The following is a 24560-nucleotide window of genomic DNA, read 5'->3' as shown; positions in this document are numbered from 1 at the left end:
GACTTGAATCCAGCAGAGGAAGTACGGAGAAGGTGGCCAGGGACTACTACGCGACCCTCGGGGTTCCCCAGGACGCGACACCGGAGCAGATCAAGCGGGCGTACCGCAAGCTCGCCCGGGAACTGCACCCCGACGTCAACCCGGACGATGCGGCGCAGGAGCGCTTCGCGGAGGTGACCACCGCCTACGAGGTGCTCTCCGACCCGAAGAAGCGCCAGGTCGTCGACCTCGGCGGGGACCCGCTGGGCAACGGCGGAGGCGCCGGTGGCGGCATGGGCGGCGACCCGTTCGCCGGCTTCGGCGGCCTCGGCGACATCATGGACGCCTTCTTCGGCGGCGGGGGAGGCGGCGGAGGCCGCGGCCCGCGCAGCCGCGTCCAGCCGGGCTCCGACGCGCTGCTGCGCCTGGAGCTGACGCTGGAGGAGTGCGCCAGCGGCGTGAACCGCGACATCACCGTGGACACCGCGGTGCTCTGCGACGTCTGCGACGGCGGCGGCTCGAAGGCCGGCAGCGCGCCCTCGACCTGCGACACCTGCGGTGGTCGCGGCGAGGTGCAGTCGGTGCAGCGGTCCTTCCTGGGCCAGGTCATGACCTCCCGCCCCTGCCCGGTCTGCCGCGGCTTCGGCGAGGTCATCACCGACCCCTGCCAGCAGTGCTCCGGCGACGGCCGGGTCCGCGCGCGGCGCACCATCACCGTCAAGATCCCGGCCGGTGTCGGCGACGGCATGCGCGTCCGGCTCGCCGGCGAGGGCGAGGTTGGTCCGGGCGGCGGCCCGGCGGGCGACCTGTTCGTCGAGGTCGAGGAGCAGCCGCACGAGCGGTTCACCCGCGACGGCGCCGACCTGCACTGCAACGTCGAGCTGCCGATGACGGCGGCCGCGCTGGGCACGGTGCTGCTGCTGGAGACGTTGGACGGCTCGCGCGAGGAGGTCGTGGTCGAGCCCGGCACGCAGCCCGGCACCGAGCACGTGATCACCGGGCGCGGTCTGCCGAAGCTGCGCTCCAACGGCAAGGTCAGCGGGCACGGCGACCTGCACATCCACCTCGACGTCGTGGTGCCGACCAACCTCGACGACACCCAGGTGGAGATGCTGCGCGACCTGGCCAAGCTGCGCGGCGAGGAGCAGCCCGAGCCGACCGTGACCGCCAACGGCAACGGCAGGCAGGGCCTGTTCTCCCGGTTCCGCTCCTTCGGGCACCGCTGATCCCGTGTCGCTGCCGGTCTTCACCGTGGAACGGCTGCCCGCCGTCGGCCCGGCCACCCTGGACGGCCCGGAGGGCAAGCACGCGGCCACCGTGCGCCGCCTGCGCGTCGGCGAGGAGCTGCTGCTCTCCGACGCGCAGGGCGGCATGGCGCGCTGCGTCGTGGAGTCCGCCGAGCGCGACGCGCTGGGCCTGACGGTGTCGCAGACCTGGCACGAGCCGCTGCCCGAGCTGCGGGTGCGCGTGGTCCAGGCGCTGGTCAAGGGCGATCGCGGCGAGCTCGCGGTCGAACTGGCCACCGAGGCCGGCGTCGACGGGGTCGTGCCGTGGCGCGCGGCCCGCTGCGTCGCCAAGTGGGACGACGGCCCGCGCGGCGCGAAGGCCCTGGCCCGCTGGCGCAGCACTGCTGCGGCCGCCGCCAAGCAGGCCCGGCGGGCGTGGACGCCGGAGGTCGCCGAGCCGGTCGGCACCAAGCACCTGGCCCGGCTCGTCGCCGAGGCCGACGCGACCCTGGTGCTGCACGAGTCGGCGACCCGGCAGCTCACCGACGTCGAGCTGCCGGCGTCCGGCGAGCTGCTGCTGGTGGTGGGTCCCGAGGGCGGCATCACCGACGACGAGCTCGCCGCGCTGAGCGAGGCGGGAGCCCAGGTCACCCGCCTGGGGCACACGGTGCTGCGCGCGTCCACGGCCGGGGCGGTGGCGCTCGGCGCTCTGGGGGCGCTGACGACCCGCTGGGCTTGACGCTCAGCTCACCAAGATCACAAAGCCGGTGCGATGCGTAGCGCGATCGGTTGATGCGGCGTTACGCTCGGTGGTGACACTCGCCGGACTCCTCCCCCCTTGGTCCGGCGAGCGCTGCGCCGCAAGTGGAGCCCCTCCCCCCCAGCCCCGGTTGCGGCGCAGCACCCACAACCCTCCCGTTCCCGGCGTCCGCGAAGTTTTCATGAAAACTTCCCCCACCACCCACCAAAACGCCTCTGACCAGGGATTTCGAGTGGTACCCGAGAGGTCACCTCTCGTAGGGGGAGGGAAGTTTTCATGAAAACTGCGCCGACCCCCGCACGGGACACCCGGATGTCGAGGTGTGGTGGGTGGGGACGTTTTCATGAGAACTTCCCCAGGGGAATCGAACATCCACTTCGGATAATCTGCGGGCATGAGCGAGGAGACGGAGCTGTTCCTGCGCATCATCGCGCGGGAGATCCCGGCCGACATCGTGCGGGAGAACGAGCGGGTCATCGCGATCCGCGACATCAACCCGCAGGCGCCGACGCACGTGCTGGTCATCCCCAAGAAGCGGTACCGCAACGCCGCCGAGCTCGCGGCCGCCGACCCGGCGCTGCTGGGCGAGCTGATCAGCACCGCCCACGAGATCGCCGAGGCCGAGGGAATCGACGAGTCCGGTTATCGGTTGTTGTTCAACACCAACGCCGACGCTGGCCAGACCATCTTCCACGTGCACCTGCACCTGCTCGGCGGTGAATGGCTCGGCGGCATGACCGGCGGTCCGCTCAAGGGCTGACCGGGACGTTCCGGGGGAGCAGGTCGGCAACTCGGTTGCTCCCTTGGACTACCATCGAGGCCAGGGAGAACTGACCGAACGACCCGCGCGCTACGCGCAGAAGGTAGGCCCGAACTACGTGGCCGGTTTCGCAGCGGGTGGCGCCGCCGCCCAGTCCGGTGAGCAGTCGCAGACCGCAACCGCTCAGTCCAAGGTGAACGTCCCCGACGACGTCGTGCTGACGCTGGTGGGGAGCCGGGACGAGAACCTGCGGGTGATCGAGGACCTGCTCGCCGCCGACGTCCATGTCCGGGGCAACGAGGTGACGCTCTCGGGGGAACCTGCGGAGGTCGCGTTCGCCGAGCGGGTGTTCGCCGAGCTCATCAGCCTCATCGGCAAGGGCGGCCAGCTCAAGCCCGACGTCGTCCGCCGCAGCGTGGGGATGCTCGCCGCCGACGACCAGGAGTCGCCCGCGGACGTGCTCAGCCTGGACATCGTGTCGCGGCGCGGGCGCACCATCCGCCCCAAGACGCTCAACCAGAAGCGCTACGTCGACGCCATCGACCACCACACCGTGGTGTTCGGCATCGGCCCGGCGGGCACCGGCAAGACCTACCTGGCGATGGCCAAGGCCGTGCAGGCGCTGCAGGCCAAGCAGGTCAACCGGATCATCCTGACCCGCCCGGCCGTCGAAGCCGGTGAGCGGCTGGGCTTCCTGCCCGGCACCCTCCACGAGAAGATCGACCCGTACCTGCGGCCGCTCTACGACGCGCTGCACGACATGGTCGACCCGGAGTCGGTGCCGCGGCTGACCCAGGCGGGCACGATCGAGATCGCGCCCCTGGCCTACATGCGCGGCCGGACCCTGAACGATTCCTTCATCATCCTCGACGAGGCGCAGAACACCACGCCCGAGCAGATGAAGATGTTCCTGACCCGGCTGGGCTTCGGGTCGAAGATCGTGGTCACCGGCGACGTCACGCAGATCGACCTGCCGGGCGGCCAGCGCAGCGGGCTGAAGATGGTGCAGGAGATCCTCGGGGACGTCGAGGACGTGCACTTCTCCCAGCTCGACAGCCACGACGTGGTGCGGCACCGCCTGGTGACCGACATCGTCAACGCCTACGACCGCTGGCACGCGCTCCACGACGACGACCAGCACGACGGACGACGCAACGGCCAGCGACGAGGACGAGCATGACCATCGAGATCGCCAACGAATCCGGCGTCGCGGTACCCGAGGAGACGATCGTCTCGGTGGCCCGCTTCGCCCTCGACAAGATGAGCGTCAGCCAGCTCGCCGAGCTGTCCATCGTGCTGGTGGACCTCGACGTGATGGCCGACCTGCACGAGCGGTGGATGGACCTGCCCGGTCCCACCGACGTGATGTCGTTCCCGATGGACGAGTACGACTCGGCCCGCCGCCCCGACTCCGCCGGCTCCGGTCCCGCGCTGCTCGGCGACATCGTGCTGTGCCCGGCGTTCGCCCGGGACCAGGCGAAGAAGGCCGGTCACAGCACGCTCGACGAGCTGCACCTGCTGACCGTGCACGGCGTCCTGCACCTGCTCGGCTACGACCACGCCGAGCCGGAGGAGGAGCGCGAGATGTTCGGCCTGCAGAACCGCATCCTGGCCGAGTACCGCGAGGCGCGGGACGAAGCCGAGCGGGCGAAGACGCAGCGCAGCATGGACGACAAGGTCCTGGGCGCGGTCGGTCTGGACGACGAGCCGGGCTCCGGCCCGGCCCCGGCGAACTAGGGGAGTGGCGTTGGCCGGTTCCACCGCGTTCCTGGTGCTCGCGGTGCTGCTGGTGCTGGCGGCCGGGGTGTTCGCCGCCTCCGAGGCGGCCATCACCGTGGCCTCGCAGGCACGCGCCGAAGACCTGGCCCGCCAGGGCCGCACCGGCGCCAAGCAGCTCGTCGCGCTCCTCGGCGACCGGCCGCGGCACGTCAACCTGCTGCTCCTGCTCCGGCTCGGCTGCGAGATGGGCGCGACCGTGCTGGTCACGGTGGTCGCGCTGCGCGTCGCCGAGTCGGAGACGTGGGCGCTGGTCATCGCCGTGCTGATCATGCTGGTCGCCTCGTACGTGCTGGTCGGCGTCGGTCCGCGCACGCTCGGCAGGCAGCACCCCTACGGCATCGGGCTGAAGATCGCCGCGCCGGTGCGGGTGCTGGCCCGGGTGCTCAACCCGCTGACCCGGCTGCTGATCCTGATCGGCAACATGATCACGCCCGGCAAGGGCTTCCGCGAAGGCCCGTTCTCCACCGAGGTCGAGCTGCGCGAGCTGGTCGACCTGGCCGGTGAGCGCGGCGTGGTCGCCGCCGGCGAGCGGGAGATGATCCACTCGGTCTTCGAGCTCGGCGACACCCTCGCGCGCGAGGTGATGGTGCCGCGCACCGAGATCATCTGGATCGAGCAGACCAAGTCGGCCAAGCAGGCGCTGGCGCTGTGCCTGCGGTCGGGCTTCTCCCGGATCCCGGTGATCGGCGACAGCGTCGACGACATCGTCGGCCTGGTCACGCTCAAGGACCTCACCCGGCTGGTGCTGGAGACCACCGACGCCGCCGGGCCCGCCGTGTCCGACCTGATGCGCCCGGCGAGCTTCGTGCCCGACACCAAGCGGCTCGACGAGCTGCTGCGCGAGATGCAGATCTCGCGGGCGCACCTGGCCATCGCGGTCGACGAGTACGGCGGGACGGCCGGGCTGCTGACCATCGAGGACATCGTGGAGGAGATCGTCGGGGAGATCACCGACGAGTCCGACCGCGAGGAGCACCGCCCGGTCGAGCACCTGGAGGACGGGACCGTGCGGGTCAGCTCCCGGCTGCCGGTCGAGGCCCTGGGGGAGCTGTTCGACGTCGAGCTCGACGACTCCGACGTGGAGACCGTGGGCGGGTTGCTGGCGCAGCGGCTCGGCCGGGTTCCGCTGCCGGGCGCCGAGGCCGAGATCGCCGGGCTGCGGCTGCGCGCCGAGGGCGGCAAGGACCACCGGGGACGGATCCGCATCAACGCGCTGCTGGTCCGCCGGGTGAACAACGATCAAGCACCGTTGCGCGGTGCCGAGCAGGAGGGAAGCAACAGCCGTGGCTGAGCACGTCGAGAAGGCGGCACCGCAGGAGCTCGACCCGGAGGACGCCAAGATCGTCACGCTCGCGCGTTCCTCCCGCGCCCGCAACGGCGCCGCCGAGGGCGCGGCGGTCCGCGACACCGACGGCCGCACCTACGCGGCCACCACGGTCGCCCTGCCGTCGTTGCAGATCACGGCCCTGCAGGCCGCGGTCGCCGCCGCGGTCTCCAGCGGCGCCGAGGGTCTGGAGGCCGCCGCCGTCGTCACCGACGCGGACGCCCTGGACCACGCCTCCATCGCCGCCGCCCACGACCTCACCAAGAACATCCCGGTCATCCGCGCCAACGCCCGAGGCGAAGCCCAAGGCATCATCTCGGACTGACCCGACTCCCACCCGCGGGTCGAATACCGCAGGTTTTGTCGGGTCAAATACCGCAGGATTCGACCGGTCAAAAACTGCGGTATTCGACCCGACGAAAACCGCGGTTTTTGACCGGGGTGGGGTGGAGGAGCGGGTGGTGAGCAGGGGAGGAGCCGGGGGCGTCACAATGGGGCGGTGACCTCTGAAGATGCCCACCGTTCCGGATTCGCCTGCTTCGTGGGCCGGCCCAACGCCGGCAAGTCGACGCTGACGAATCGCCTGGTCGGAACGAAGGTGGCGATCACCTCCAGCAAGCCCCAGACCACCCGGCACGCGATCCGCGGCATCGTGCACCGCCCGGACGCCCAGCTGATCATCGTCGACACCCCCGGTCTGCACCGGCCGCGCACGCTGCTCGGCCGCAGGCTCAACGACCTGGTCTACGAGACCTGGTCGGAGGTCGACGTCGTCGGTTTCTGCGTGCCCGCCGACGAGAAGGTCGGCCCCGGCGACCGGTTCATCGCCGAGCAGCTCAAGAAGGTCGCCCGCCGCACGCCGGTGGTCGGCATCGTCACCAAGACCGACCTGGTGCCCAAGCAGCAGGTCGCCGAGCAGCTGCTGGCGCTGCAGGAGGTGATGGACTTCGCCGAGCTCATCCCGGTCTCGGCCAAGGACTCCTTCCAGGTCGACGAGCTCTCCGACGTGCTGGTCTCGCAGCTGCCCGAGGGCCCGCAGCTCTACCCGGACGGCGAGCTGACCGACGAGCCGGAGTCGACGCTGATCGCCGAGCTGATCCGCGAGGCGGCGCTGGAGGGCGTGCGCGACGAGCTGCCGCACTCGCTGGCGGTCACCGTCGAGGAGATGACCACGCGCGAGGGCCGCGACGACCTCATCGACGTGCACGCGCTGATCTACGTGGAGCGCTCCAGCCAGAAGGCCATCGTGATCGGCCGGGGCGGGGAACGCCTGCGCACGGTGGGTTCGCAGGCGCGCAGGCAGATCCAGGCGCTGCTGGGCAGCAAGATCTACCTGGACCTGCACGTCAAGATCGCCAAGGACTGGCAGCGGGACCCGCGGCAGCTGCGCAAGCTGGGGTTCTGATCACTTTTCCCCCGCAGGTTTCGCGGAACCGCCTCCGCGCGGTGTGCGTCTGAGCTACGTTTCCGAACGGCCTCGCAGCGGGCCTTTCCGATTCGTGGCGAAAACCCTGTGACAAAAGGAATCCTGTCGTGAACTACCCCTACGGCGGCCCGCCGTCCGGTCCGCAGCAGCCCTACGGCGGCCCGCCTTCGGGCCCGCAGCCGCAGCAGCCCTTCGGCCCTCCGTCGGGGCCGCAGCCCCAGCAGCCGTACCCGCCGCAGCAGGGTTACCCGGGCCAGTACCCGCCGGCGCCCTACGGGGCTCCGGGCGCGCACCCGGCCGGTCAGCTGGCCGAGTGGGGCACGCGCGTGCTGGGCTACCTGATCGACGGCGGCGCTCCGCTGGTGGTGTTCTTCATCCTGTACATGATCTCCGGTGCGGTGATGGGTGGTGTTCTGGCCAGCACCGGCGGCGATGAGGACGCCGCGATGACCACCTTGATCGTGTTCGGCATCGTGATGGGGCTCTTCTACCTCGCGCTGCTGGTGTTCACGATCTGGAACACCTGCTATCGGCGCGGCACCACCGGTCAGACGATCGGCCAGAAGGTCGCCAAGATCAAGACGGTGTCGGAGGCCACCGGGCAGCCGATCGGCTTCGGCAACGCGTTCCTCCGCCAGATCTGCCACGTCGTGGACTCGGCGATCTGCGGTCTGCCCATCGGCTGGCTGTCGCCGCTGTGGGACGAGAAGAAGCAGACCTGGGCGGACAAGATCATGAAGACCGTCGTGGTCGCGGCCCCCGACGTGCCGCAGGCTCCGCAGGCGCCGAGCGCCTTCCAGCCGCCGCAGCAGGGCTACGGACAGCCGCCGCAGCAGTGGTGAGCTCGACCCGGATCGATGCCGTCGCGGGACGTCCCGCGACGGCATCGTCGCTTCTCCACCGGATGCGGCTGCCTGCCGCGACGGTGCTCGTCGGCTGCGCGGGCGCCGGGCTGGTGCTCGCCGCCGACCCGGCCTCGGACGGCGGTCTCCCGCTGCCGCCGTGCCCGATCAAGCTCCTGACCGGCCTCGACTGCCCGGGCTGCGGCGGCACGCGGATGCTGTTCAGCCTGCTGCACGCCGACCTGCCCGCCGCGTGGCACTACAACGCCCTGGCCGTCCTGCTGCTGCCGCTGCTGGCCTGGGCGTGGATCGTGTGGGTCGCCGGCCGGTTCGGAGCCGCGCTGCCGACCTGGACGCGGTGGCGCTGGACGCCGCAGGTCCTGCTGGCCGTCACCATCGGCTGGGTCGTGCTCCGCAACGCCGTCCCCGCGCTGCGCGTCTAGGGATGTAGCACCGGCCCGTCACGCCGAAGTGCGAAAATGGACCGGTGAGCCTCTACCGGGATACCGCGGTCGTGCTGCGGGTGCAGAAGCTGGGTGAGGCGGACCGGATCATCACGCTGCTGACCCGCCGCTACGGCAAGGTGCGCGGCGTCGCGAAGGGCGTGCGCCGCACGACCTCGCGCTTCGGTGCGCGGGTCGAGCCGTTCTGCCACGTCGACGTGCAGCTCTACACCGGCCGCACGCTCGACGTCATCACCCAGGTGCAGACCGTCGACGCCTTCGGCGTGCAGATCGTCGAGGACTACCAGCGCTACACCGCCGCCTGCGCGGTGCTGGAGACGGTCGACCGGCTGGCCGCCGAGGAGGGCGAGCCGGTGCTGCGCCTGTACCTGCTGGCCGTCGGCGCGCTGCGCGCCCTGTCCGGCCGGGACCGCGACTCCTCCCAGGTGCTCGACGCGTTCCTGCTGCGCGCCATGTCCTTCGCCGGGTGGGCGCCCGCGCTGACCGAGTGCGCCCGCTGCGGCCAGGCCGGGCCGCACGCCGCGTTCAACGTCCAGGCCGGTGGCGCGGTGTGCGCGACCTGCCGTCCCGCCGGGTCGGTCCGGCCGTCGTCGTCGACGTTGCCGCTGATGGAGGCGTTGCTGCACGGTGACTGGGACGCCGCCGAGGCCGCCGCGAACCCGGTCCGCCGGGAGGCCAGCGGTCTCATCGCCGCGCACCTGCAGTGGTACATGGAGCGGCAGTTGCGGTCGTTGCCGTTGGTGGAGCGGACGGTGCCGGAGCTGATCCGCGAGCGGGCCGCGGAAGCGGCGCTGGTCGGAGCGGCCGAAGCCGAGACCGGACGGCCGCTGAACGGGTGAATTCGCTCGACGGGGACAATGGGCGGGCACGTCGAGCACGCCGAAGGAGAACCTGGATATGTTGCGACGCCGCGGGCGAGGCAAGGACGACCCGACGGTCCGGGCCCCTGAGCCGCACGCCTCGGGCGCCGAGCCGCCCGCGCTGCCGGCGGAGTTCGTGCCCAACCACGTCGCGGTCGTCATGGACGGCAACGGTCGCTGGGCCAACGAGCGCGGCCTGCCGCGCATCGAGGGCCACAAGCGCGGCGAGGCCGTGGTGCTGGAGCTGGCCAAGGGTGCCATCGAGCTCGGCGTGAAGTGGCTGTCGCTGTACGCGTTCTCCACCGAGAACTGGAAGCGCAGCCCCGAAGAGGTCCGCTTCCTGATGGGCTTCAACCGGGACGTGATCGCGCGCCGCGTCGACGAGCTCGACGAGATGGGCGTGCGGGTCCGCTGGGCGGGGCGCAAGCCGAAGCTGTGGCGCAGCGTCGTCAACACGCTGCAGGCGGCCGAGGAGCGCACCGCGGGCAACGAAGTGCTCAACCTGACCATGTGCGTGAACTACGGTGGGCGCGCGGAGGTCGGCGACGCCGCGCGGGAGATCGCGCGACTGGCGGCCGCCGGGAAGATCAACCCGGACCGGGTGGACGAGCGGACGATCGCCAAGTACACCTACCAGCCGGAGATGCCGGACGTGGACCTGTTCATCCGCCCGTCGGGGGAGCAGCGGACGTCGAACTTCCTGCTCTGGCAGTCGGCCTACGCCGAGATGGTCTTCCAGGACACGCTGTTCCCCGACGTCGATCGCACGCACTTCTGGCAGGCGTGCGAGCAGTACGCGCGCCGGGACCGCCGCTTCGGCGGCGCAATCGATCGGTCGGCGACAGCCACGTCGGCCCAGGAGGGCTAGTTGATGACCCAAGAGGCCGCAACCACCGCGCGGTTGATGACCGCGGCCAAAGAAGCGCTGGAGAACTACCACGACGTGCACGTCGACGACGACGGCGCGCTGACGTTCCGGCACTCCGAGGTGCCCTGCGCGGTTCAGGCGATGCAGCTGGCCGAGGGCCTGACGGTGCTGAGCCTGACCTGCGTGGTCGCGTGGGACCTGCCCGCGGAGGACGAGCTGGCCCAGTCGGTCGCCGAGCGCGCGGGCCAGGGCCTGTTCGGCACGCTGGGCGTGGTGCGCACCGAGCGCGGGATGGACGTGACCCTGCGCTACGCGTTCCCGGCCGAGGGCATGGAGCCGTCGCCGCTGGGCACGCTGCTGATGCTGGTCGTGGCCACGGCCTCCCAGCTGCGCTCGGAACTGCTCGCCGAGTCCGAGGGCACCGTCTGAGCCTCACCAGGTGACGGTTTTAGCCATAATCACCCATGATCGAAGTCCGTTTTGCCCGGACAATTATGGCTAAAACTGTCCGCACAGCACTCCCACGGGTGACTCGCCGGTGTGTCGGGAGCGCGACTGACCTGGGGCTTCGTCACATCGGCGGTCGCGGCCCCGCGGATCGGCCCGGGCCACTGGCACGATTGCCCGCGTGACCGAGATCGCCGATCCGCAGCGGACGCCCGAGCCGCCCGGGCCGCGCCGAGCGCGTCGTCCCGTCATCACCTCGCTGGAGGTGATGTGCGGGCTGCTGGTGCTGGCCGTGATCTTCCAACCGCAGCTGACCGCGGTGCTCGACGTCCCCGCGCTGCGGACCGGCTCCACCGTGTTCGTCGCGGTGTGCGTGCAGGCCATGCCGTTCCTGGTGCTCGGGGTCCTGGTCAGCGGTCTCATCGCGGCGTTCGTGCCACCCCGGGTGCTGCGCCGCGTCCTGCCCGCGAACCGGGGAGCGGCGGTGCCGGTGGCCGGGCTGGCCGGTGTCGCGCTGCCCGGCTGCGAGTGCGCGTCGGTGCCGGTAGCGCGGCGGCTGATGCAGCAGGGCGTCACCCCCGCCGCGGCGCTGGCGTTCCTGCTGGCCGCGCCCGCGGTGAACCCGGTGGTGCTGGTGTCCACGGCGGTGGCCTTCCCGGCCGACCCGTGGATGGTGCCCGCGCGCTTCCTCGGCTCGCTGCTGACCGCCTGCGTGATGGGCTGGCTGTGGGCGAGGCTGGGACGGGCCGAGTGGCTCGCCGAGCGCGCGCTGCGCCGCACCGAGGCCCACCACGGCGAGGGCGGCCGGTGGTCGGTGTTCGCCGAGTCCGCCCGGCACGACCTCGTCGAGGCCGGCGGTTTCCTGGTCCTGGGCGGGCTGACCTCGGCGGTGTTCAACGTGCTGGTGCCCGCCGAGTGGCTGGAGACGCTGGGCGGGCAGCTGCTGCTCGGCGTGCTGGTCATGGCGGTGCTGGCGGTCGTGCTGGCGCTGTGCAGCGAGGCGGACGCGTTCGTGGTGGCCTCCATGCCGGGGCTGCCGCTGCTGCCGAAGCTGGTGTTCCTGGTGGTCGGACCGGCCGTCGACCTCAAGCTGATCGCGCTGCAGTCCGGGGCCTTCGGCCGCCGCTTCGCCGCGCGGTTCGCCCCGGCGACGTTCCTGGTCGCGATCGGATGCGCGTGCGCGGTGGGCGCCGCGCTGCTCGGAGGTGCCTGATGCGGCGGGAGACCCAGAACATCCTGCTGGTGCTGCTCGGCGGCGCGCTGCTGAAGATCGCGCTCACCGGCGACTACCTGCGCTACGTCAAGCCCTCGCTGCACCCGTGGCTGATCGCCGCCGGGGTGGTGATGATCGCGCTCGCCGGTGTCGCCATCGCCCGCGACGTCCGCGCCGGGCACGCCGTGGCCGGGCACGAGCACGGCACCCGCAGCCCGTGGATGCTGCTGCTGCCGGTCTTCGCGATCTTCCTGATCGCCCCGCCCGCCCTGGGCTCGGACTCGGTGACCCGCGACCGGGCGGCGGCCGCGCCGGCCGAACCGGCCCAGGCGCGCTTCCCACCGCTGCCACCGGGGGAGGCGCCGATGCTGAGCATGTCGGAGTTCCTGACCCGCGCGGTCTGGGACGGCACAGGTGAGCTCGGCCGGCGCACCGTCCGGTTGCAGGGCTTCGTCGTGCACCCCACGCCGCAGACCACCCAGCTGGCCCGGATGCGGATCAGCTGCTGCGCGGCCGACGCCACCCCGGTCAAGATCGACCTGGCGAGTCCGCGAGCCGAGGCGTTCCCGGCCGACACCTGGATCGAGGTCACCGGACGACTCCGCCCGGGCACGGCCACCGAGGCCGACGACTACGTCCCGACCGTGGACCCGGTGTCGATCAGGCGGATCCCGGCCCCACCGGACAGCTACGAGTACTAGCCGCCGAACTCCGTCAGAGGCCCTTGGCGGTGCACTCCGGGCAGGTTCCCACGATCTCCACGGTGTGGCTGACGTCGGAGAAGCCGTGCTCGGAGCCGATGCGCTCGGCCCAGTTCTCCACCGGCGGGTCGGCGACCTCGACGGTGCGACCGCAGTGCCTGCACAGCAGGTGATGGTGGTGGTGGCTGGAGCAGCGGCGGTAGACCGCCTCGCCCGAGGGCGTGCGCAGCACGTCGACCTCACCGGCGTCGGCGAGGGTCTGCAGCGTGCGGTAGACGGTCGTCAGACCGATCCCCTCGCCCTGCCGCCGCAGCTCCTCGTGCAGCTCCTGGGCCGAGCGGAAGTCGTTGACCTGGTCGAGCAGCTGCGACACCGCAGCGCGTTGCTTGGTGGCCCGCAGTCCCGGGACTCCCTGGCCGGTGGTCACGCTGTCTCCGTCTCCTGTCCGCCGTTGCTCGCCTCGCCCGCGCGTTCGCGGGAGATCTCCTCGGCGTGGGCCGCCGCGTCCACCACGATATGCGCCAGGTGCTCGTCGACCAGTCGGTACATGACCTCCCGGCCGTGCCGCTCGCCGTAGACCACGCCCGCCGACTTCAGCACCCGCAGGTGCTGGCTGATCAGCGGCTGCGCCACTCCCAGCGCGTCGACCAGCTCGTGCACGCACCGCTCCGAGGTGCGCAGCTGCAGCACGATCGCGATCCGCACCGGGGCGGCCAGCGCGCGCAGCAGCTCGCCGGCGTCGTGCAGGACCCGCTGGTCGCGCACCGGAACCGGTCGCACCTCGCGGTCCGGCGAGTGGACGTGGTCCTCCGGCCGGTCCGGGCGCGGAGCCGCGCTCTGGTCGGGGGCCACGCCATGAGGTTCCACGGCCCCCATCCTACGGGTAGTAGGGAAGCGCCCCGATCGGTCGATGCCAGTGCGATCACCTGCTGCGAGCGGCCGGTGCCGCAGCGCTCATGGCCCGGCTCGAATGCGGCGGTCGCAGCATCGGTACGCTGGGAAACTCCAGCTCTCGAGGCTGGTTCGACCAGTTGCCAGTGACACATCCGGAGTGAACGTGCCCGCCGACCAGATCGACACGATCGTCAGTCTCTGCAAACGCCGCGGATTCGTGTTCCCGTCCGGCGAGATCTACGGCGGTACCCGGTCGGCCTGGGACTACGGACCGTTGGGCGTGGAGCTCAAGGACAACATCAAGCGCCAGTGGTGGAAGCACATGGTGCAGGGCCGCGACGACGTCGTCGGCCTGGACTCCTCGGTGATCCTGCCGCGCCCGGTCTGGGAGGCCTCCGGCCACGTCGGCGCGTTCAACGACCCGCTGGTGGAGTGCACCTCCTGCCACCGCCGCTTCCGCGCCGACCAGCTCGCCGAGGAGTACTCGGAGCGCACCGGCAAGGAGGTCACCGAGGACGACCTGTCGGACGTCCCGTGCCCGAACTGCGGCAACCGCGGCCAGTACACCGAGCCGCGCGAGTTCAACATGATGCTCAAGACCTTCCTGGGGCCGGTGGAGTCCGAGGAGGGCCTGCACTACCTGCGGCCCGAGACCGCGCAGGGCATCTTCATCAACTTCGCCAACGTGATGACCACCGCGCGCAAGAAGCCGCCGTTCGGTATCGGCCAGATCGGCAAGAGCTTCCGCAACGAGATCACGCCCGGCAACTTCATCTTCCGGACCCGCGAGTTCGAGCAGATGGAGATGGAGTTCTTCGTCGAGCCCGGCGAGGACGAGCAGTGGCACCAGTACTGGATCGACCAGCGGATGAGCTGGTACACGGGCTTGGGCATCAAGGCCGACAACCTGCGCGAGTACGAGCACCCGCAGGACAAGCTGTCGCACTACTCGAAGCGGACCGTCGACATCGAGTACCGGTTCCGCTTCGGCGGTCAGGAGTGGGGCGAGCTGGAGGGCATCGCCAACCGCACCGACTTCGACCTGACCACGCACTCCAACCACTCGGGCGTGGACCTGACCTACTTCGACCAGGCCAGCAACTCCCGCTACCGCCCGTACGTGATCGAGCCGGCGGCGGGCGTGGGCCGTCCGATGATGGCGTTCCTGATCGACGCCTACACCGAGGACGAGGCCCCCAACGCCAAGGGCGGCGTGGACAAGCGCGTGGTGCTCAAGCTGGACCGCAGGCTCGCCCCGGTCAAGGCTGCGGTGCTGCCGCTGTCGCGCAACGCCGACCTGTCGCCGAAGGCCCGCGACGTGGCGGCGATGCTGCGCCGCAACTGGAACGTCGACTTCGACGACGCCGGTGCCATCGGCCGCCGCTACCGGCGTCAGGACGAGATCGGCACGCCGTTCTGCGTCACGATCGACTTCGACACCCTCTCCGACCAGGCCGTCACGGTGCGCGAGCGGGACACGATGAGCCAAAAGCGGGTGGCCGTGGACAAGCTGGAGGAGTACCTCGGCGCACGCCTGATCGGCTGCTGATCACGATGCGCAACACCGGATCGCCGGGCCCGTCGCAGGACGGGCCCGGCCCGGTCGCGGCCGGACGCGGATCTGCGAGGATGCCCGGGTGAGCGCACATCATCCCGCCCACCGGTCGCGCACCGGACGCATCGTCTCGCGCGCCCTGATCGGCACGCTGCTGGTGGTGGTCCTGGTGATCGGCGGTACCGCCCTCCGCGTGTGGCAGGTCGCCCGCGCCGACGACCGGCAGCCGGTGGACATCGTGGTGGTGCTGGGTGCCGCGCAGTACCACGGCAAGCCGTCGGACATCCTCGAAGCCCGGCTGAAGCAGGCCCTGGACCTCTACGAGGACGGGCTGACCGACTACATCGTCACCGTCGGCGGCCGCAAGGCCGGCGACACCTACACCGAGGCGCAGGCGAGCAAGACCTGGCTGGTGGAGAACGGCGTCCCGCGCGACAAGATCGTCGACGTCGACGTCGGCAGCGACACCCTCGGCAGCATGCAGGCCGTCACCGACCTGGCCGCGCAGCGCCGCTGGGACACCGCCCTGATCGTCAGCGATCCGTGGCACTCGCTGCGCGCGCGGACCATGGCCACCGACATGGGCCTGGAGTCGTGGGCGTCCCCGGCCCGCTCCGGACCGGTGGTGCAGACCCGCGAGATCCAGATGAAGTACATCGTCCGCGAGACGGGCGCCCTGCTCTACTACCGCCTCACCCACGCACCCGCCGAGCTCAACGGCGACGGCCTCGGATAGTTCGATTTCTGCGGTCCTTTCGCTCGGCGGTGCCGGGAGGTTTCCCGTTCGTCGGGGTTTGTGACGGGTTTTGTCATCCGGGGGCTTTAGCCTCGGAGCGATGAGCTCCGTGAACCTGGCCGGGTACGGCGAGCACGACCTCCAGCGGTGGCATCCCGAGGCGCCGAAGGAGGCCGCGTCGGCGCACCCGGACGACCGGACGCCCTTCGCGCGCGACCGGGCCCGGGTGCTGCACTCCGCGGCGCTGCGCCGGCTCGCGGGCAAGACGCAGGTCATGGGCCCGAACGAGGGGGACGTGCCGCGCACGCGGTTGACGCACTCGCTGGAGGTCGCGCAGATCGGCCGGGGCATCGCCACCGCGCTGGGCGCCGACGCCGACCTGGTCGACACGGCGGGCCTGGCCCACGACATCGGGCACCCGCCGTTCGGGCACAACGGGGAGAAGGCCCTCGACGAGCTCGCGGCCGGCTGCGGCGGCTTCGAGGGCAACGCCCAGACGCTGCGGATCCTCACCCGGCTCGAACCGAAGGTCACCGACGACGGCGAGATCGGGCGCGGCCTGAACCTCACCCGCGCCTGCCTGGACGCGGCGACGAAGTACCCGTGGCCGAAGCGCCTGGGGGAGGCGAAGTTCGGTGTCTACGGCGACGACCTGGAGGTTTTCGAGTGGCTGCGCGAGGGCGCGCCGGAAGGCCGCCGCTGCCTGGAGGCGCAGATCATGGACTGGGCCGACGACGTGGCCTACTCGGTGCACGACGTCGAGGACGCGGTGATCTCCGGCCGGATCTCGCTGCGCGCGCTGACCGATCCGCAGGAGCGCGCGCAGATCGCCAAGCTGGCCGACGAGCGCTTCCTGCGCAGCGGGGAGACCGCGCTGCTGGAGGCGGCGGCCGAGGACCTGGTGCGCTGGCCGGTGGTGGCCGCGGTCCTCGATCACGACGGGACGCTGTCCGCGCAGGTCGCGCTCAAGCGGCTGACCAGCGAACTCGTCGGTCGTTTCGTGGCCGCGGCGGTGTCGGGCACGGTGGCCCGGTTCGGGCCGGGGCTGACGCGCTACCGCGCCGATCTGGTGCTGCCGGAGAAGGCGGTCGCCGAGGTGACGGTGCTCAAGGCGATGGCGGTGCGCTACGTGCTGCACGACGGCGCGCGCAAGCGCAAGCAGGCCCGGCAGCGGGAGCTGCTCGCCGAGCTCGTCGAGGCGCTGGCCGCCGGTGCCCCGGCGTCACTGGATCCGATGCTGCGGGATGCCTGGATGCGAGCTTCGGACGATTCGTCCCGGTATCGGGTGGTTCTGGACCAGGTGGCGTCGCTGACGGATGCGCAGGCCGTGACCTGGCATGAACAGCATGTACACAACGTGTCCAAACCACTGTGACGTTAATCCGAATGGGGGTGAATGGATCTCGAATCGTCGGGGACAATCCTTACCCAGAGTGGCGACCGGCGGTTCCGTCGGCAGCTCTGTGCCCTGATCCCCGTACCGCGCGGCACCCCGAGCCGAGCGGCGGCGGCCCGGCGTTCCCCCGACGCCGGACCGCGAGGAGACCCCGAATGCGCAACCGGCACTACATCCAGAAGCTCGTCGTGGGCGGCGAGCCGTACGTCAACGCCGACAACCTGGCCGACTGGATCAAGGACCTCCGCTGGCAGGACCCCGCCGGCCAGCGGGCGGCCGAGTACATCGCCCAGGAACTCCGCCTCATGGGCCTGAGCGACATCGAGGAGTCCCTCCGCTGACGCGGAACGGGAAATCCGGCTAGAAACCGGCGGCGTTCGCAGGCCGGTCCGGCCTCCGCGCTCTGGCAGACTCGGGATCAAGCCCGAGCCTCCTCGACGCGGAACGGAGCCCTGCGGACGTGACTCACCTCGACTTCGCCCTGGCCCTGCACGAGCGCCTGGCTCCGCCGCCGACCAAGACCTTCTGCTGGTCGCCGTACTCGGTGAGCAGCGCGCTCGGGCTCGCCGCCACCGCCACCGGCGGCCGCACCAGGCAGGAGCTGGTCACCGCGCTGCGCGACGAACCGGCGGCCCTGCTGGAGCTGCTCGGCGCGTCCGCGCAGCTCACCGCGGCCTCCGGGGAGCAGCCGGTGCTGGCCGTGGCCAACACCCTCTGGGCGCACGCCGAGCTGCCCATCGAGGACTCCTACCGGCTGGCGCTGGGCGACTGGCCGGGCAGCGCGGTGCGCAACGCCCCGTTCCGGGACGACCCGGAGGCCGCCCGCAAGCTCATCAACGCCGACGTCGCCGAGACCACCCGCGACCTCATCCCCGAGCTGCTGCCCAGCGGCTCGGTGCACCCGCAGACCGTCGCGGCCCTGGTCAACGCGCTGTACCTGAAGGTCTCCTGGAAGGAGGCCTTCGAGCAGGCCAAGACCACCCAGCGCCCGTTCCACGCGCCCGACGGCGACCGCGAGGTGCCGACCATGACGGCCTCGCGGACCCTCGGCCACGCCGCCGCCGACGGGTGGCAGGCCGTCGGGATCCCGGCTGCCGGGGGAGTGGAGGCGATCGCGCTGCTGCCCGACGCCGACCTGGCCACCGCGGAAGCGCAGCTCGACGCCGCGCGGCTGTCCGGCCTGCTCGGGGCGATGGAGCAGCGCAAGGTCGAACTCCTGCTGCCGCGCTTCAAGGTCAGCGGCGGCGCCGAGCTCACCGAACCCCTCGGTGCGCTGGGCGTGCACGACCTGTTCACCCCCGCCGCCGACTTCACCCCGCTCACCGACCGGTCGCTGCGGGTCTCGGAGGTCCTGCACGAGGCGGTCCTCGACGTCGACGAAGCGGGCCTGGAAGGCGCGGCGGCGACGGCGATGATGATGCGGTTGACCGCTGTCGTCCGCGAACCCGACCCGATCCGCGTCGAGTTCGACCGCCCGTTCCTGTTCCTGGTCCGCCACCGCGACAGCGGCGCGCTCTACTTCCTGGCCCGCATCACCGACCCGAGCTGATCCGGGCCGGCGCTGTCACGCTTCGCGATCCCGTCTCGTCACTCCGGTGACGAACCCCGAGAGCCGGGGTGACGAGGAGGGAGCGAGCAGATGCCGCGCATTCCGGCAGTGCCCACCAGCGAAGCGAACCTGCTGACCAGGCTCACCTACAAGTTCTCCCGGCGCCGCTACGGCGCGGTGCTGGACCCGCTGACGGTGGTCGCCCACCACCCGGGACTGCTCATGGCCGTCGGCGTGTCGGAGATGGCGGTGGAGAAGGCCGCGACCTCGCTGCCCGCGAACCTGCGCGACCTGGCGATCTACAAGGTGTCCACCAAGATCGGCTGCTCGTGGTGCGTCGACTTCGGCGTGATGCTGCAGCGCAACGAGGGCCTCGACGTCGAACGGCTCAAGCACATCGACGACTACCGCGACTCGGAGGCCTACTCCGAGCTGGAGAAGCTCGTCCTCGCCTACGCCGACGCCATGACCGAGCAGCCCATGCAAGTCACCGACGAGCAGGTCGCCGAACTCGACCGGCGCCTCGGCCACAAGGGCATGGTCGAGCTGACCCACATGATCTCCGTGGAGAACCAGCGCACCCGCTTCAACCACGCCCTCGGCCTCACCGCCCAGGGATTCACCAGCGGAGAAGCCTGCAAGGTCCCGATGCCGTAGGGCTTCGGTCGCGTTGCTCGGCACCTCTAGAACTCGACGTGGGTGAGCTTGTCGGGGTTGACGATGTCGAAGAGCTCGGCCGTTCGGCCGTCGCGGACGGCCAGCGAGAACACCCGGGGCCCGGCGTCGGGCGTGCCCGGTAACAGCAGCCCCAAGTCCCCGTTGACCAGCACCGGGCGGCCCGAGGTGACCAGTTCGGTGCCGTACTTCTCGATGAGCCCGACGGCGAACCGCGCGACCTTCTCGGCACCGTGGACGGGACGTCGCGCGGTGCGGGCCTTGCCGCCGCTGTCGCCGTAGACGGCGGCGGCCGGGTGCAGCAGCCGGGTGAGGGCGGGCAGGTCCGCGGCCGCCACCGCGGTCAGGAACTCCTCCAGCACCCGCTGCTGCTCCGGCAGCGGCACCCGCTCCGGCGGGGCCGCGTCGGCCATAGCCCGGCGCGCCCGCGAGGCGTGCTGGCGCGCGGTCGGCGCGCTGCAGCCCAGCACCTCGGCGATCTCGGCGAAGGGCACCTCGAAACCGTCGTGCAGCACCAGCGCGAGTCGCTGGTCCGGCGGCAGCTCGTGCAGCACCCGCATCGCCGCCATCCGCAGGTCGTCCTGCCCGGCCACGATGTCGCCCGGATCCGAATCCACCGCGCTCACCAGCGGTTCCGGCAGCCACGGCCCGACGTAGCTCTCCCGTCGCACCGCCGCCGAGCGCATCCGGTCCAGGCACAACCGGCTCACCACGGTGGTCAGCCAGGCGCCGAGGTCGCGGATCTCGGCCGGGTCGGTGTCGGCGAGTCGCAGCCACGCGTCCTGCACCGCGTCCTCGGCGTCGGTGATCCGCCCGGTCAACCGGTAGCCCAGCCCGATCAGGCGGTTGCGGTGCCGGTCGAACTCGGTGGCGAGGGTGCTGGTGTCCGGATTCACGCGAAGGATTCTGCCGCACGGGGCGGCCACCCGGTCGTGATCGAACGCCTTGGCCCTAGACTGGGTGACGTGGCAGGCAGGATCCGGGAGAGCGACATCGCCGAGGTGCGCGATCGCAACCGGATCGACGACGTCGTCGGCGAGTACGTCGCGCTGCGCCACGCCGGTGGTGGCGCGCAGAAGGGCCTGTGCCCGTTCCACGACGAGAAGACGCCGTCGTTCAACGTGCGCCCCAGCCACGGCACCTTCCACTGCTTCGGCTGCGGCGAGGGCGGCGACGTCATCGCCTTCATCATGAAGATCGAGCACCTCGGCTTCGTGGAGTCGGTGGAGCGGCTGGCCGACAGGGTCGGCCTCCAGCTCCAGTACGAGGGCGGCGCGCCCGGCCCCAAGCGCGACCGGGGCAGCCGGTCCCGCATGGTCGAGGCCCACCGCATCGCCGCCGAGTTCTACGCCGAGCAGCTGCGCTCGCCGGAGGCCCAGCCGGCCCGCGAGTACCTGACCACGCGCGGTTTCGACGAGGCCGCCGCCCAGCGCTTCGGCTGCGGGTTCGCGCCCAGCGGCTGGGACAAGCTCACGAAGCTGTTGCTGTCCAAGGGTTTCGAGGTCGAAGAGCTCATCAAGTGCGGGCTCTCCCGCGAAGGCCGGCGCGGCCCGATGGACCGGTTCCACCGCAGGCTGCTGTGGCCGCTGAAGGATCTCGGCGGTGACGTGGTCGGTTTCGGCGCGCGGCGGATCTTCGACGACGACCCGATCGAGGCCAAGTACGTCAACACCTCCGCCACCCCGATCTTCAACAAGTCGCAGGTGCTGTTCGGCATCGACCTGGCCAAGCGGGAGATCGCCAAGCGCCGCCAGGCGGTGGTCGTCGAGGGCTACACCGACGTGATGGCCATGCACCTGGCGGGCGTGCCCACCGCGGTCGCCTCCTGCGGAACCGCGTTCGGCGACGAGCACATCTCGGTGCTGCGGCGGCTGATGATGGACGACGACGCCTTCCGCGGCGAGGTCATCTTCACCTTCGACGGCGACGAGGCGGGGCAGAAGGCCGCGATGAAGGCCTTCGAGGGCGAGCAGCAGTTCGCCGGCCAGACCTACGTGGCGATCACCCCGAACAACATGGACCCGTGCGAGCTGCGCGAGTCGCAGGGCGACGCCGCGGTGCGCGATCTGGTGGCCCGCCGCAGGCCGCTGTTCGAGTTCGCGATCCGCAGCCTGCTCACCGACTACGACCTGGATTCGGTGGACGGCCGCGTCGCCGCGCTCAAGCGCACCGTGCCGCTGGTCGCCCAGATCAAGGACCCCGCCAGCCGCGACGGCTACGCGGCCAAGCTCGCCTGGTGGGCGGGCTGGAACGACGAGAACCAGGTGGTCAAGCGGGTCCGGGAGAGCTCCGGCGCCCCGGTCCGCAAGCAGCGCCGCCCGCGTCGCGACGACAACCAGCAGTCGCTGGGCATGGAGATGGAGCTGCCGCCGAAGCCGCCGCGGCACGATCCGCGCTGGCTGCAGCGGGAGGCGATCAAGGCGGCCCTGCAGGTCCCGGCGCTGGCCGGTCCGCTCTACGACTCGCTGCCCGCCGAGGCCTTCACCGAGCCCGCCTACGCCGAGCTGCAGAAGGCGCTGCTGGCCGCCGGGGGCACGGCGTCGGGCCTGAGCGGTGCCGCGCTGGTCGACGCGGTCTCGCAGCAGTGCGAGAGCCAGATCGGTGCGCGGCTGTGCACCCAGCTGGCGGTCGAGGTCCTGGAGTGGACCACCGAGGACGACCCGCGCTACGTGGAAGCGATCATCGCCCGGTTGCAGGAACGCCTGGTCAGCAGGCAGATCGCGGACATCAAGTCCAAGGTGCAGCGGATGTCGCCGCTGGAGGACGCCGAGGAGTACAACGCCCTGTTCGGCGACATGGTCGCCTTGGAGGGCTATCGCAAGGCACTGCTCGAGCAGGCGATGGGAACCACGCTGTGATCAAGAGGCTGCTGGCGAAGTTAGGTGGAACCGCCGAGGTCCCGGAGGACTTCCCGGGCAGCCTCGACGCCGACGAGCAGGTCCTGTCCGTCGCTCCGTGCGCGGAGGGTTCGGTGGTGGCCACCCACCTCGGCCTGTGGCTGCCGGAGGGACGGCGGGTCGGCTGGCACCTGGTCAGCAAGGCCACCTGGGGCGGCGACGTCCTCACCCTGACCGAGGCCGAGGAGGCCAGGCGGATCGACGGCGCGGTGTTCCTGCGCGACCTGGCGCCGCGCCGGCTCGCGCTGAGCGGTGAGTCGCGGCTGCCGGACGTGGTCCACGAGCGCGTCACGCGCTCGATCCGCACTCGCCACCACCGGGAGCTGCCGGGCGGCGGTGCGTGGTTCATCCAGCGCAAGGTCCCGGGCCGCAACGGCATCGAGCTGCAGGTCCGCCCCGATCCGGGCACCGACGAGAAGGCGCTCGACCGGCTGGTGGGCGCGCTGGTGGAGCGGTTGCGCGAGTCCCGCGACTTGCCGGCCTGAGTCGTTCCACCTCGAAACATCCTCGACGGCACCGCGCGGTCCGTATACAGTACGAGCGTACTGCTATCGGAGGTGGCGGCATGTGGGATCCGGGCAAGTACCTGTCCTTCAGCGATCAGCGCGATCGCCCGGCTTTCGACCTGATCGCCAGAGTGCGCGCCGACAGCCCGCGCCGCGTCGTCGATCTCGGCTGCGGGGCGGGGAACCTGACCGCGCTGCTCACCGGCCGCTGGCCGCGCGCCGAGCTGGAGGCCCTGGACTCCTCGGAGGAGATGGTCGCCGCGGCCCGCGAGCGCGGCGTGCCCGCGCAGATCGAGGACGTCCGCGACTGGAAGCCGCAGCCCGACACCGACGTGGTGCTGTGCAACGCGGTCCTGCAGTGGGTGCCCGACCACGTCGAGCTGCTGCACCGCTGGCTGCCGGAGCTGCCCGGCGGCGCCTGGTTCGCCTTCCAGGTGCCCGGCAACTACAACGCCCCCTCGCACGCGCTGATCCGGGAACTGGCGTCCGAACCGCGCTGGCGCGGCAAGCTCGACGGCGTGCTCAGGCACGACGACGTGGTGCGCGGCCCGCTGGAGTACGCCGACGAGCTCGCCGACCCGGACCTGGAGGTCGACGCCTGGGAGACGACGTACGTGCACCCGCTGCGCGGCGACAACCCGGTGCTGGAGTGGGTGACCGGAACCGCGCTGCGCCCGGTCCGCGCGGCATTGGACGACGAGGAGTGGACCGAGTTCCGGACCGAGTTGTCGAATCGCCTTTCGGACGCCTATCCGCAACGCCCCGACGGAGTCACCTGGTTCCCGTTCCGCCGCGTCTTCGTCGTCGCGCACCGCTCCTGACCTGCGCGAACCCGTCCGTTGGAGCTAATGTGGGGGGTGCCGTGAAAGGCCTTTCGGGCATCCGCTAAAGTAGTTCCCGTCAGCGCGACAGAGCGCCGACGACAAGAGAACATTCCTCCGTAGCTCAATCGGCAGAGCATTCGGCTGTTAACCGAAGGGTTACTGGTTCGAGTCCAGTCGGAGGAGCGCAAAGCCCAGGCCCAAGGCCTGGGCTTTTTCATGCGCCGGGGGTGAGACCCCACGTTCACCTGATCGTGGGTGGTGGGGAAGTTTTCATGAAAACTTCCCCACCACCCACGAGATCACGTCACTTCTTGCGCTTGCCCGCACCGCCGAAGCGAGGCCAGGCGAACACGAGTGCAGCGACGGCGAACAGCGCGCCGACGAGGCCGAGCGGGAAGATCGCCACCCACCCGAGCCAGGCCCAGGGGCGTTCGACGTCGCGCACCACGGTCATCGTCGTGGGCCGGTGCCCGCCGTCGGGGAGGTTCTGCACGACGGGAAACCGCTGCCCGACGTCGTCGCCGGAGAAGTCGGTCTCGACGCTGACCGCGGTGCTCGTCGAGCCGTCCTGCCATCGCACCTGGAGATCGCACTTCTCCCAGAAGTTCAGGAACAGCGGACCGTCCGACCAGCACTTCACCGGGACGGCGGTGCCCGACCGCTGCTTCCCGCCGTCGACGTCCGACGCGGTCGCCCCGCTACCTACGAGAGCGATCACGCCGAGCGCGCCGAAGAACAACCCGATCGCCAAGCACACCGCAGCCAAGATGAGACGAACATGAGCCGGATCCTGCTGTGCTCGCTTCACCTTGGTCACGCGCCCGCCTCCTTCTCCGCCTGCATTGTCTGCTGCTGCCAGTTTCGTACCCGACGGGCGAG

At 71.0% G+C, this 24560-nt stretch carries 28 protein-coding genes and 1 tRNA gene; 25 read left to right on the top strand and 4 right to left on the bottom strand.

Going from position 1 to position 24560, the window contains the following annotated elements:
• Positions 1 to 32 precede the first annotated feature (32 nt).
• From dnaJ to BM424_RS21380, 15 genes are all read left to right on the top strand, one after another.
• Entirely contained in the window at positions 33 to 1205 is a 1173-nt protein-coding gene (dnaJ, locus tag BM424_RS21450; RefSeq protein ID WP_093420995.1) for a molecular chaperone DnaJ, read from the top strand.
• Positions 1206 to 1209: 4 nt separating this feature from the next.
• The gene (locus BM424_RS21445) at positions 1210 to 1944 is read left to right on the top strand and encodes a 16S rRNA (uracil(1498)-N(3))-methyltransferase (protein ID WP_093420992.1); all 735 of its coding nucleotides are present in this window, start codon (positions 1210 to 1212) and stop codon (positions 1942 to 1944) included.
• A gap of 415 nt (positions 1945 to 2359) precedes the next feature.
• Entirely contained in the window at positions 2360 to 2725 is a 366-nt protein-coding gene (locus BM424_RS21440) for a histidine triad nucleotide-binding protein (protein ID WP_093420988.1), read from the top strand.
• Between the two features lie 118 nt (positions 2726 to 2843).
• On the top strand, positions 2844 to 3905 hold the full coding sequence (locus BM424_RS21435; protein ID WP_093421356.1) for a PhoH family protein: 1062 nt from the start codon (positions 2844 to 2846) through the stop codon (positions 3903 to 3905).
• Positions 3902 to 4462, top strand: a complete 561-nt coding sequence (gene ybeY, locus BM424_RS21430) for an rRNA maturation RNase YbeY (RefSeq protein WP_093420986.1) — start codon at positions 3902 to 3904, stop codon at positions 4460 to 4462. Before BM424_RS21435 ends, ybeY begins: the two co-directional genes overlap by 4 nt.
• A 10-nt stretch (positions 4463 to 4472) precedes the next feature.
• Entirely contained in the window at positions 4473 to 5795 is a 1323-nt protein-coding gene (locus tag BM424_RS21425) for a hemolysin family protein (RefSeq protein WP_093420983.1), read from the top strand.
• Complete coding sequence (locus BM424_RS21420) at positions 5788 to 6153, top strand: cytidine deaminase (protein WP_093420982.1); 366 nt, start codon at positions 5788 to 5790, stop codon at positions 6151 to 6153. Before BM424_RS21425 ends, BM424_RS21420 begins: the two co-directional genes overlap by 8 nt.
• Positions 6154 to 6327: 174 nt before the next feature.
• Positions 6328 to 7233, top strand: coding sequence for a GTPase Era (gene era / locus BM424_RS21415; RefSeq protein ID WP_093420979.1), 906 nt, complete (start codon positions 6328 to 6330; stop codon positions 7231 to 7233).
• Between the two features lie 128 nt (positions 7234 to 7361).
• Positions 7362 to 8096, top strand: coding sequence for an RDD family protein (locus tag BM424_RS21410; protein WP_093420977.1), 735 nt, complete (start codon positions 7362 to 7364; stop codon positions 8094 to 8096).
• Positions 8097 to 8158: 62 nt separating this feature from the next.
• Positions 8159 to 8539 carry a DUF2752 domain-containing protein gene (locus BM424_RS21405; RefSeq protein WP_093420974.1) on the top strand — a complete coding sequence of 127 codons (381 nt, stop codon included), beginning with the start codon at positions 8159 to 8161 and terminating at the stop codon, positions 8537 to 8539.
• A gap of 44 nt (positions 8540 to 8583) precedes the next feature.
• Positions 8584 to 9399, top strand: coding sequence for a DNA repair protein RecO (gene recO / locus BM424_RS21400; RefSeq protein ID WP_093420972.1), 816 nt, complete (start codon positions 8584 to 8586; stop codon positions 9397 to 9399).
• A 58-nt stretch (positions 9400 to 9457) separates the two neighbouring features.
• Positions 9458 to 10288, top strand: coding sequence for an isoprenyl transferase (locus BM424_RS21395; protein WP_093420969.1), 831 nt, complete (start codon positions 9458 to 9460; stop codon positions 10286 to 10288).
• Between the two features lie 3 nt (positions 10289 to 10291).
• Positions 10292 to 10717 (top strand): hypothetical protein, encoded by a 426-nt coding sequence (locus BM424_RS21390; protein ID WP_093420967.1) that lies wholly within the window; start codon positions 10292 to 10294, stop codon positions 10715 to 10717.
• Between the two features lie 199 nt (positions 10718 to 10916).
• Positions 10917 to 11948: a permease gene (locus tag BM424_RS21385; RefSeq protein ID WP_425442042.1), complete on the top strand. Its 1032-nt coding sequence runs from the start codon at positions 10917 to 10919 to the stop codon at positions 11946 to 11948.
• A complete protein-coding gene (locus BM424_RS21380; protein ID WP_093420964.1) occupies positions 11948 to 12649 on the top strand; it encodes a TIGR03943 family putative permease subunit in 702 nt (233 codons plus the stop codon). The genes BM424_RS21385 and BM424_RS21380 overlap by 1 nt, the downstream gene beginning before the upstream one ends.
• Before the next feature lie 13 nt (positions 12650 to 12662).
• Here the strand turns inward: BM424_RS21380 and BM424_RS21375 are convergent, their stop codons facing one another.
• Complete coding sequence (locus tag BM424_RS21375; RefSeq protein WP_093420962.1) at positions 12663 to 13076, bottom strand: Fur family transcriptional regulator; 414 nt, start codon at positions 13074 to 13076, stop codon at positions 12663 to 12665.
• Complete coding sequence (locus BM424_RS21370; RefSeq protein ID WP_093420959.1) at positions 13073 to 13525, bottom strand: ArsR/SmtB family transcription factor; 453 nt, start codon at positions 13523 to 13525, stop codon at positions 13073 to 13075. The genes BM424_RS21375 and BM424_RS21370 overlap by 4 nt, the downstream gene beginning before the upstream one ends.
• A gap of 181 nt (positions 13526 to 13706) precedes the next feature.
• On the opposite strand from BM424_RS21370, the gene BM424_RS21365 reads away from it, so the two are divergent.
• The 6 genes from BM424_RS21365 (at position 13707) to BM424_RS21340 (ending at position 19436) form a co-directional block, all read left to right on the top strand.
• A complete protein-coding gene (locus BM424_RS21365; RefSeq protein WP_093421350.1) occupies positions 13707 to 15092 on the top strand; it encodes a glycine--tRNA ligase in 1386 nt (461 codons plus the stop codon).
• Positions 15093 to 15180: 88 nt separating this feature from the next.
• Positions 15181 to 15834 carry a YdcF family protein gene (locus BM424_RS21360; protein WP_245776025.1) on the top strand — a complete coding sequence of 218 codons (654 nt, stop codon included), beginning with the start codon at positions 15181 to 15183 and terminating at the stop codon, positions 15832 to 15834.
• A 100-nt stretch (positions 15835 to 15934) separates the two neighbouring features.
• Positions 15935 to 17209: a deoxyguanosinetriphosphate triphosphohydrolase gene (locus tag BM424_RS21355; protein ID WP_093420956.1), complete on the top strand. Its 1275-nt coding sequence runs from the start codon at positions 15935 to 15937 to the stop codon at positions 17207 to 17209.
• Positions 17210 to 17385: 176 nt separating this feature from the next.
• The gene (locus BM424_RS21350; protein WP_093420954.1) at positions 17386 to 17571 is read left to right on the top strand and encodes a hypothetical protein; all 186 of its coding nucleotides are present in this window, start codon (positions 17386 to 17388) and stop codon (positions 17569 to 17571) included.
• A 119-nt stretch (positions 17572 to 17690) separates the two neighbouring features.
• The gene (locus tag BM424_RS21345; RefSeq protein ID WP_093420951.1) at positions 17691 to 18779 is read left to right on the top strand and encodes a serpin family protein; all 1089 of its coding nucleotides are present in this window, start codon (positions 17691 to 17693) and stop codon (positions 18777 to 18779) included.
• 90 nt (positions 18780 to 18869) lie between these two features.
• Positions 18870 to 19436 (top strand): carboxymuconolactone decarboxylase family protein, encoded by a 567-nt coding sequence (locus BM424_RS21340; RefSeq protein ID WP_093420949.1) that lies wholly within the window; start codon positions 18870 to 18872, stop codon positions 19434 to 19436.
• Between the two features lie 26 nt (positions 19437 to 19462).
• On the opposite strand, the gene BM424_RS21335 is transcribed toward BM424_RS21340, so the two are convergent.
• Entirely contained in the window at positions 19463 to 20350 is an 888-nt protein-coding gene (locus tag BM424_RS21335; RefSeq protein ID WP_093420946.1) for a sigma-70 family RNA polymerase sigma factor, read from the bottom strand.
• 69 nt (positions 20351 to 20419) lie between these two features.
• Between BM424_RS21335 and dnaG the strand changes: the two genes are divergently transcribed.
• From dnaG to BM424_RS21315, 4 genes are all read left to right on the top strand, one after another.
• On the top strand, positions 20420 to 22312 hold the full coding sequence (gene dnaG / locus BM424_RS21330) for a DNA primase (RefSeq protein ID WP_093420943.1): 1893 nt from the start codon (positions 20420 to 20422) through the stop codon (positions 22310 to 22312).
• Complete coding sequence (locus tag BM424_RS21325) at positions 22309 to 22836, top strand: hypothetical protein (protein WP_342742641.1); 528 nt, start codon at positions 22309 to 22311, stop codon at positions 22834 to 22836. The genes dnaG and BM424_RS21325 overlap by 4 nt, the downstream gene beginning before the upstream one ends.
• Positions 22837 to 22916: 80 nt before the next feature.
• Positions 22917 to 23678 (top strand): trans-aconitate 2-methyltransferase, encoded by a 762-nt coding sequence (locus BM424_RS21320; RefSeq protein WP_093420941.1) that lies wholly within the window; start codon positions 22917 to 22919, stop codon positions 23676 to 23678.
• Positions 23679 to 23791: 113 nt separating this feature from the next.
• Positions 23792 to 23864 (top strand) — tRNA-Asn (locus BM424_RS21315).
• Positions 23865 to 23985: 121 nt separating this feature from the next.
• Here the strand turns inward: BM424_RS21315 and BM424_RS21310 are convergent.
• Positions 23986 to 24498 carry a DUF6346 domain-containing protein gene (locus BM424_RS21310; RefSeq protein ID WP_139274128.1) on the bottom strand — a complete coding sequence of 171 codons (513 nt, stop codon included), beginning with the start codon at positions 24496 to 24498 and terminating at the stop codon, positions 23986 to 23988.
• Between the last annotated feature and the right edge of the window lie 62 nt (positions 24499 to 24560).

Source organism: Saccharopolyspora flava, assembly GCF_900116135.1.
GTDB classification, from domain to species: Bacteria; Actinomycetota; Actinomycetes; order Mycobacteriales; family Pseudonocardiaceae; genus Saccharopolyspora; species Saccharopolyspora flava.
Note: the sequence above shows the minus strand (reverse complement) of the source record. Positions and strands in the feature narration are given on the sequence as shown.

Coding starts and splice junctions, on each gene's coding strand:
- BM424_RS21440 (WP_093420988.1), top strand. CDS start 2,360: ATGAGCGAGGAGACGGAGCTGTTCCTGCGCATCATCGCGCGGGAGATC.
- ybeY (WP_093420986.1), top strand. CDS start 3,902: ATGACCATCGAGATCGCCAACGAATCCGGCGTCGCGGTACCCGAGGAG.
- BM424_RS21405 (WP_093420974.1), top strand. CDS start 8,159: ATGCGGCTGCCTGCCGCGACGGTGCTCGTCGGCTGCGCGGGCGCCGGG.
- BM424_RS21395 (WP_093420969.1), top strand. CDS start 9,458: ATGTTGCGACGCCGCGGGCGAGGCAAGGACGACCCGACGGTCCGGGCC.
- BM424_RS21390 (WP_093420967.1), top strand. CDS start 10,292: ATGACCCAAGAGGCCGCAACCACCGCGCGGTTGATGACCGCGGCCAAA.
- BM424_RS21380 (WP_093420964.1), top strand. CDS start 11,948: ATGCGGCGGGAGACCCAGAACATCCTGCTGGTGCTGCTCGGCGGCGCG.
- BM424_RS21370 (WP_093420959.1), bottom strand. CDS start 13,525: ATGGGGGCCGTGGAACCTCATGGCGTGGCCCCCGACCAGAGCGCGGCT.
- BM424_RS21355 (WP_093420956.1), top strand. CDS start 15,935: ATGAGCTCCGTGAACCTGGCCGGGTACGGCGAGCACGACCTCCAGCGG.
- BM424_RS21350 (WP_093420954.1), top strand. CDS start 17,386: ATGCGCAACCGGCACTACATCCAGAAGCTCGTCGTGGGCGGCGAGCCG.
- BM424_RS21340 (WP_093420949.1), top strand. CDS start 18,870: ATGCCGCGCATTCCGGCAGTGCCCACCAGCGAAGCGAACCTGCTGACC.
- BM424_RS21320 (WP_093420941.1), top strand. CDS start 22,917: ATGTGGGATCCGGGCAAGTACCTGTCCTTCAGCGATCAGCGCGATCGC.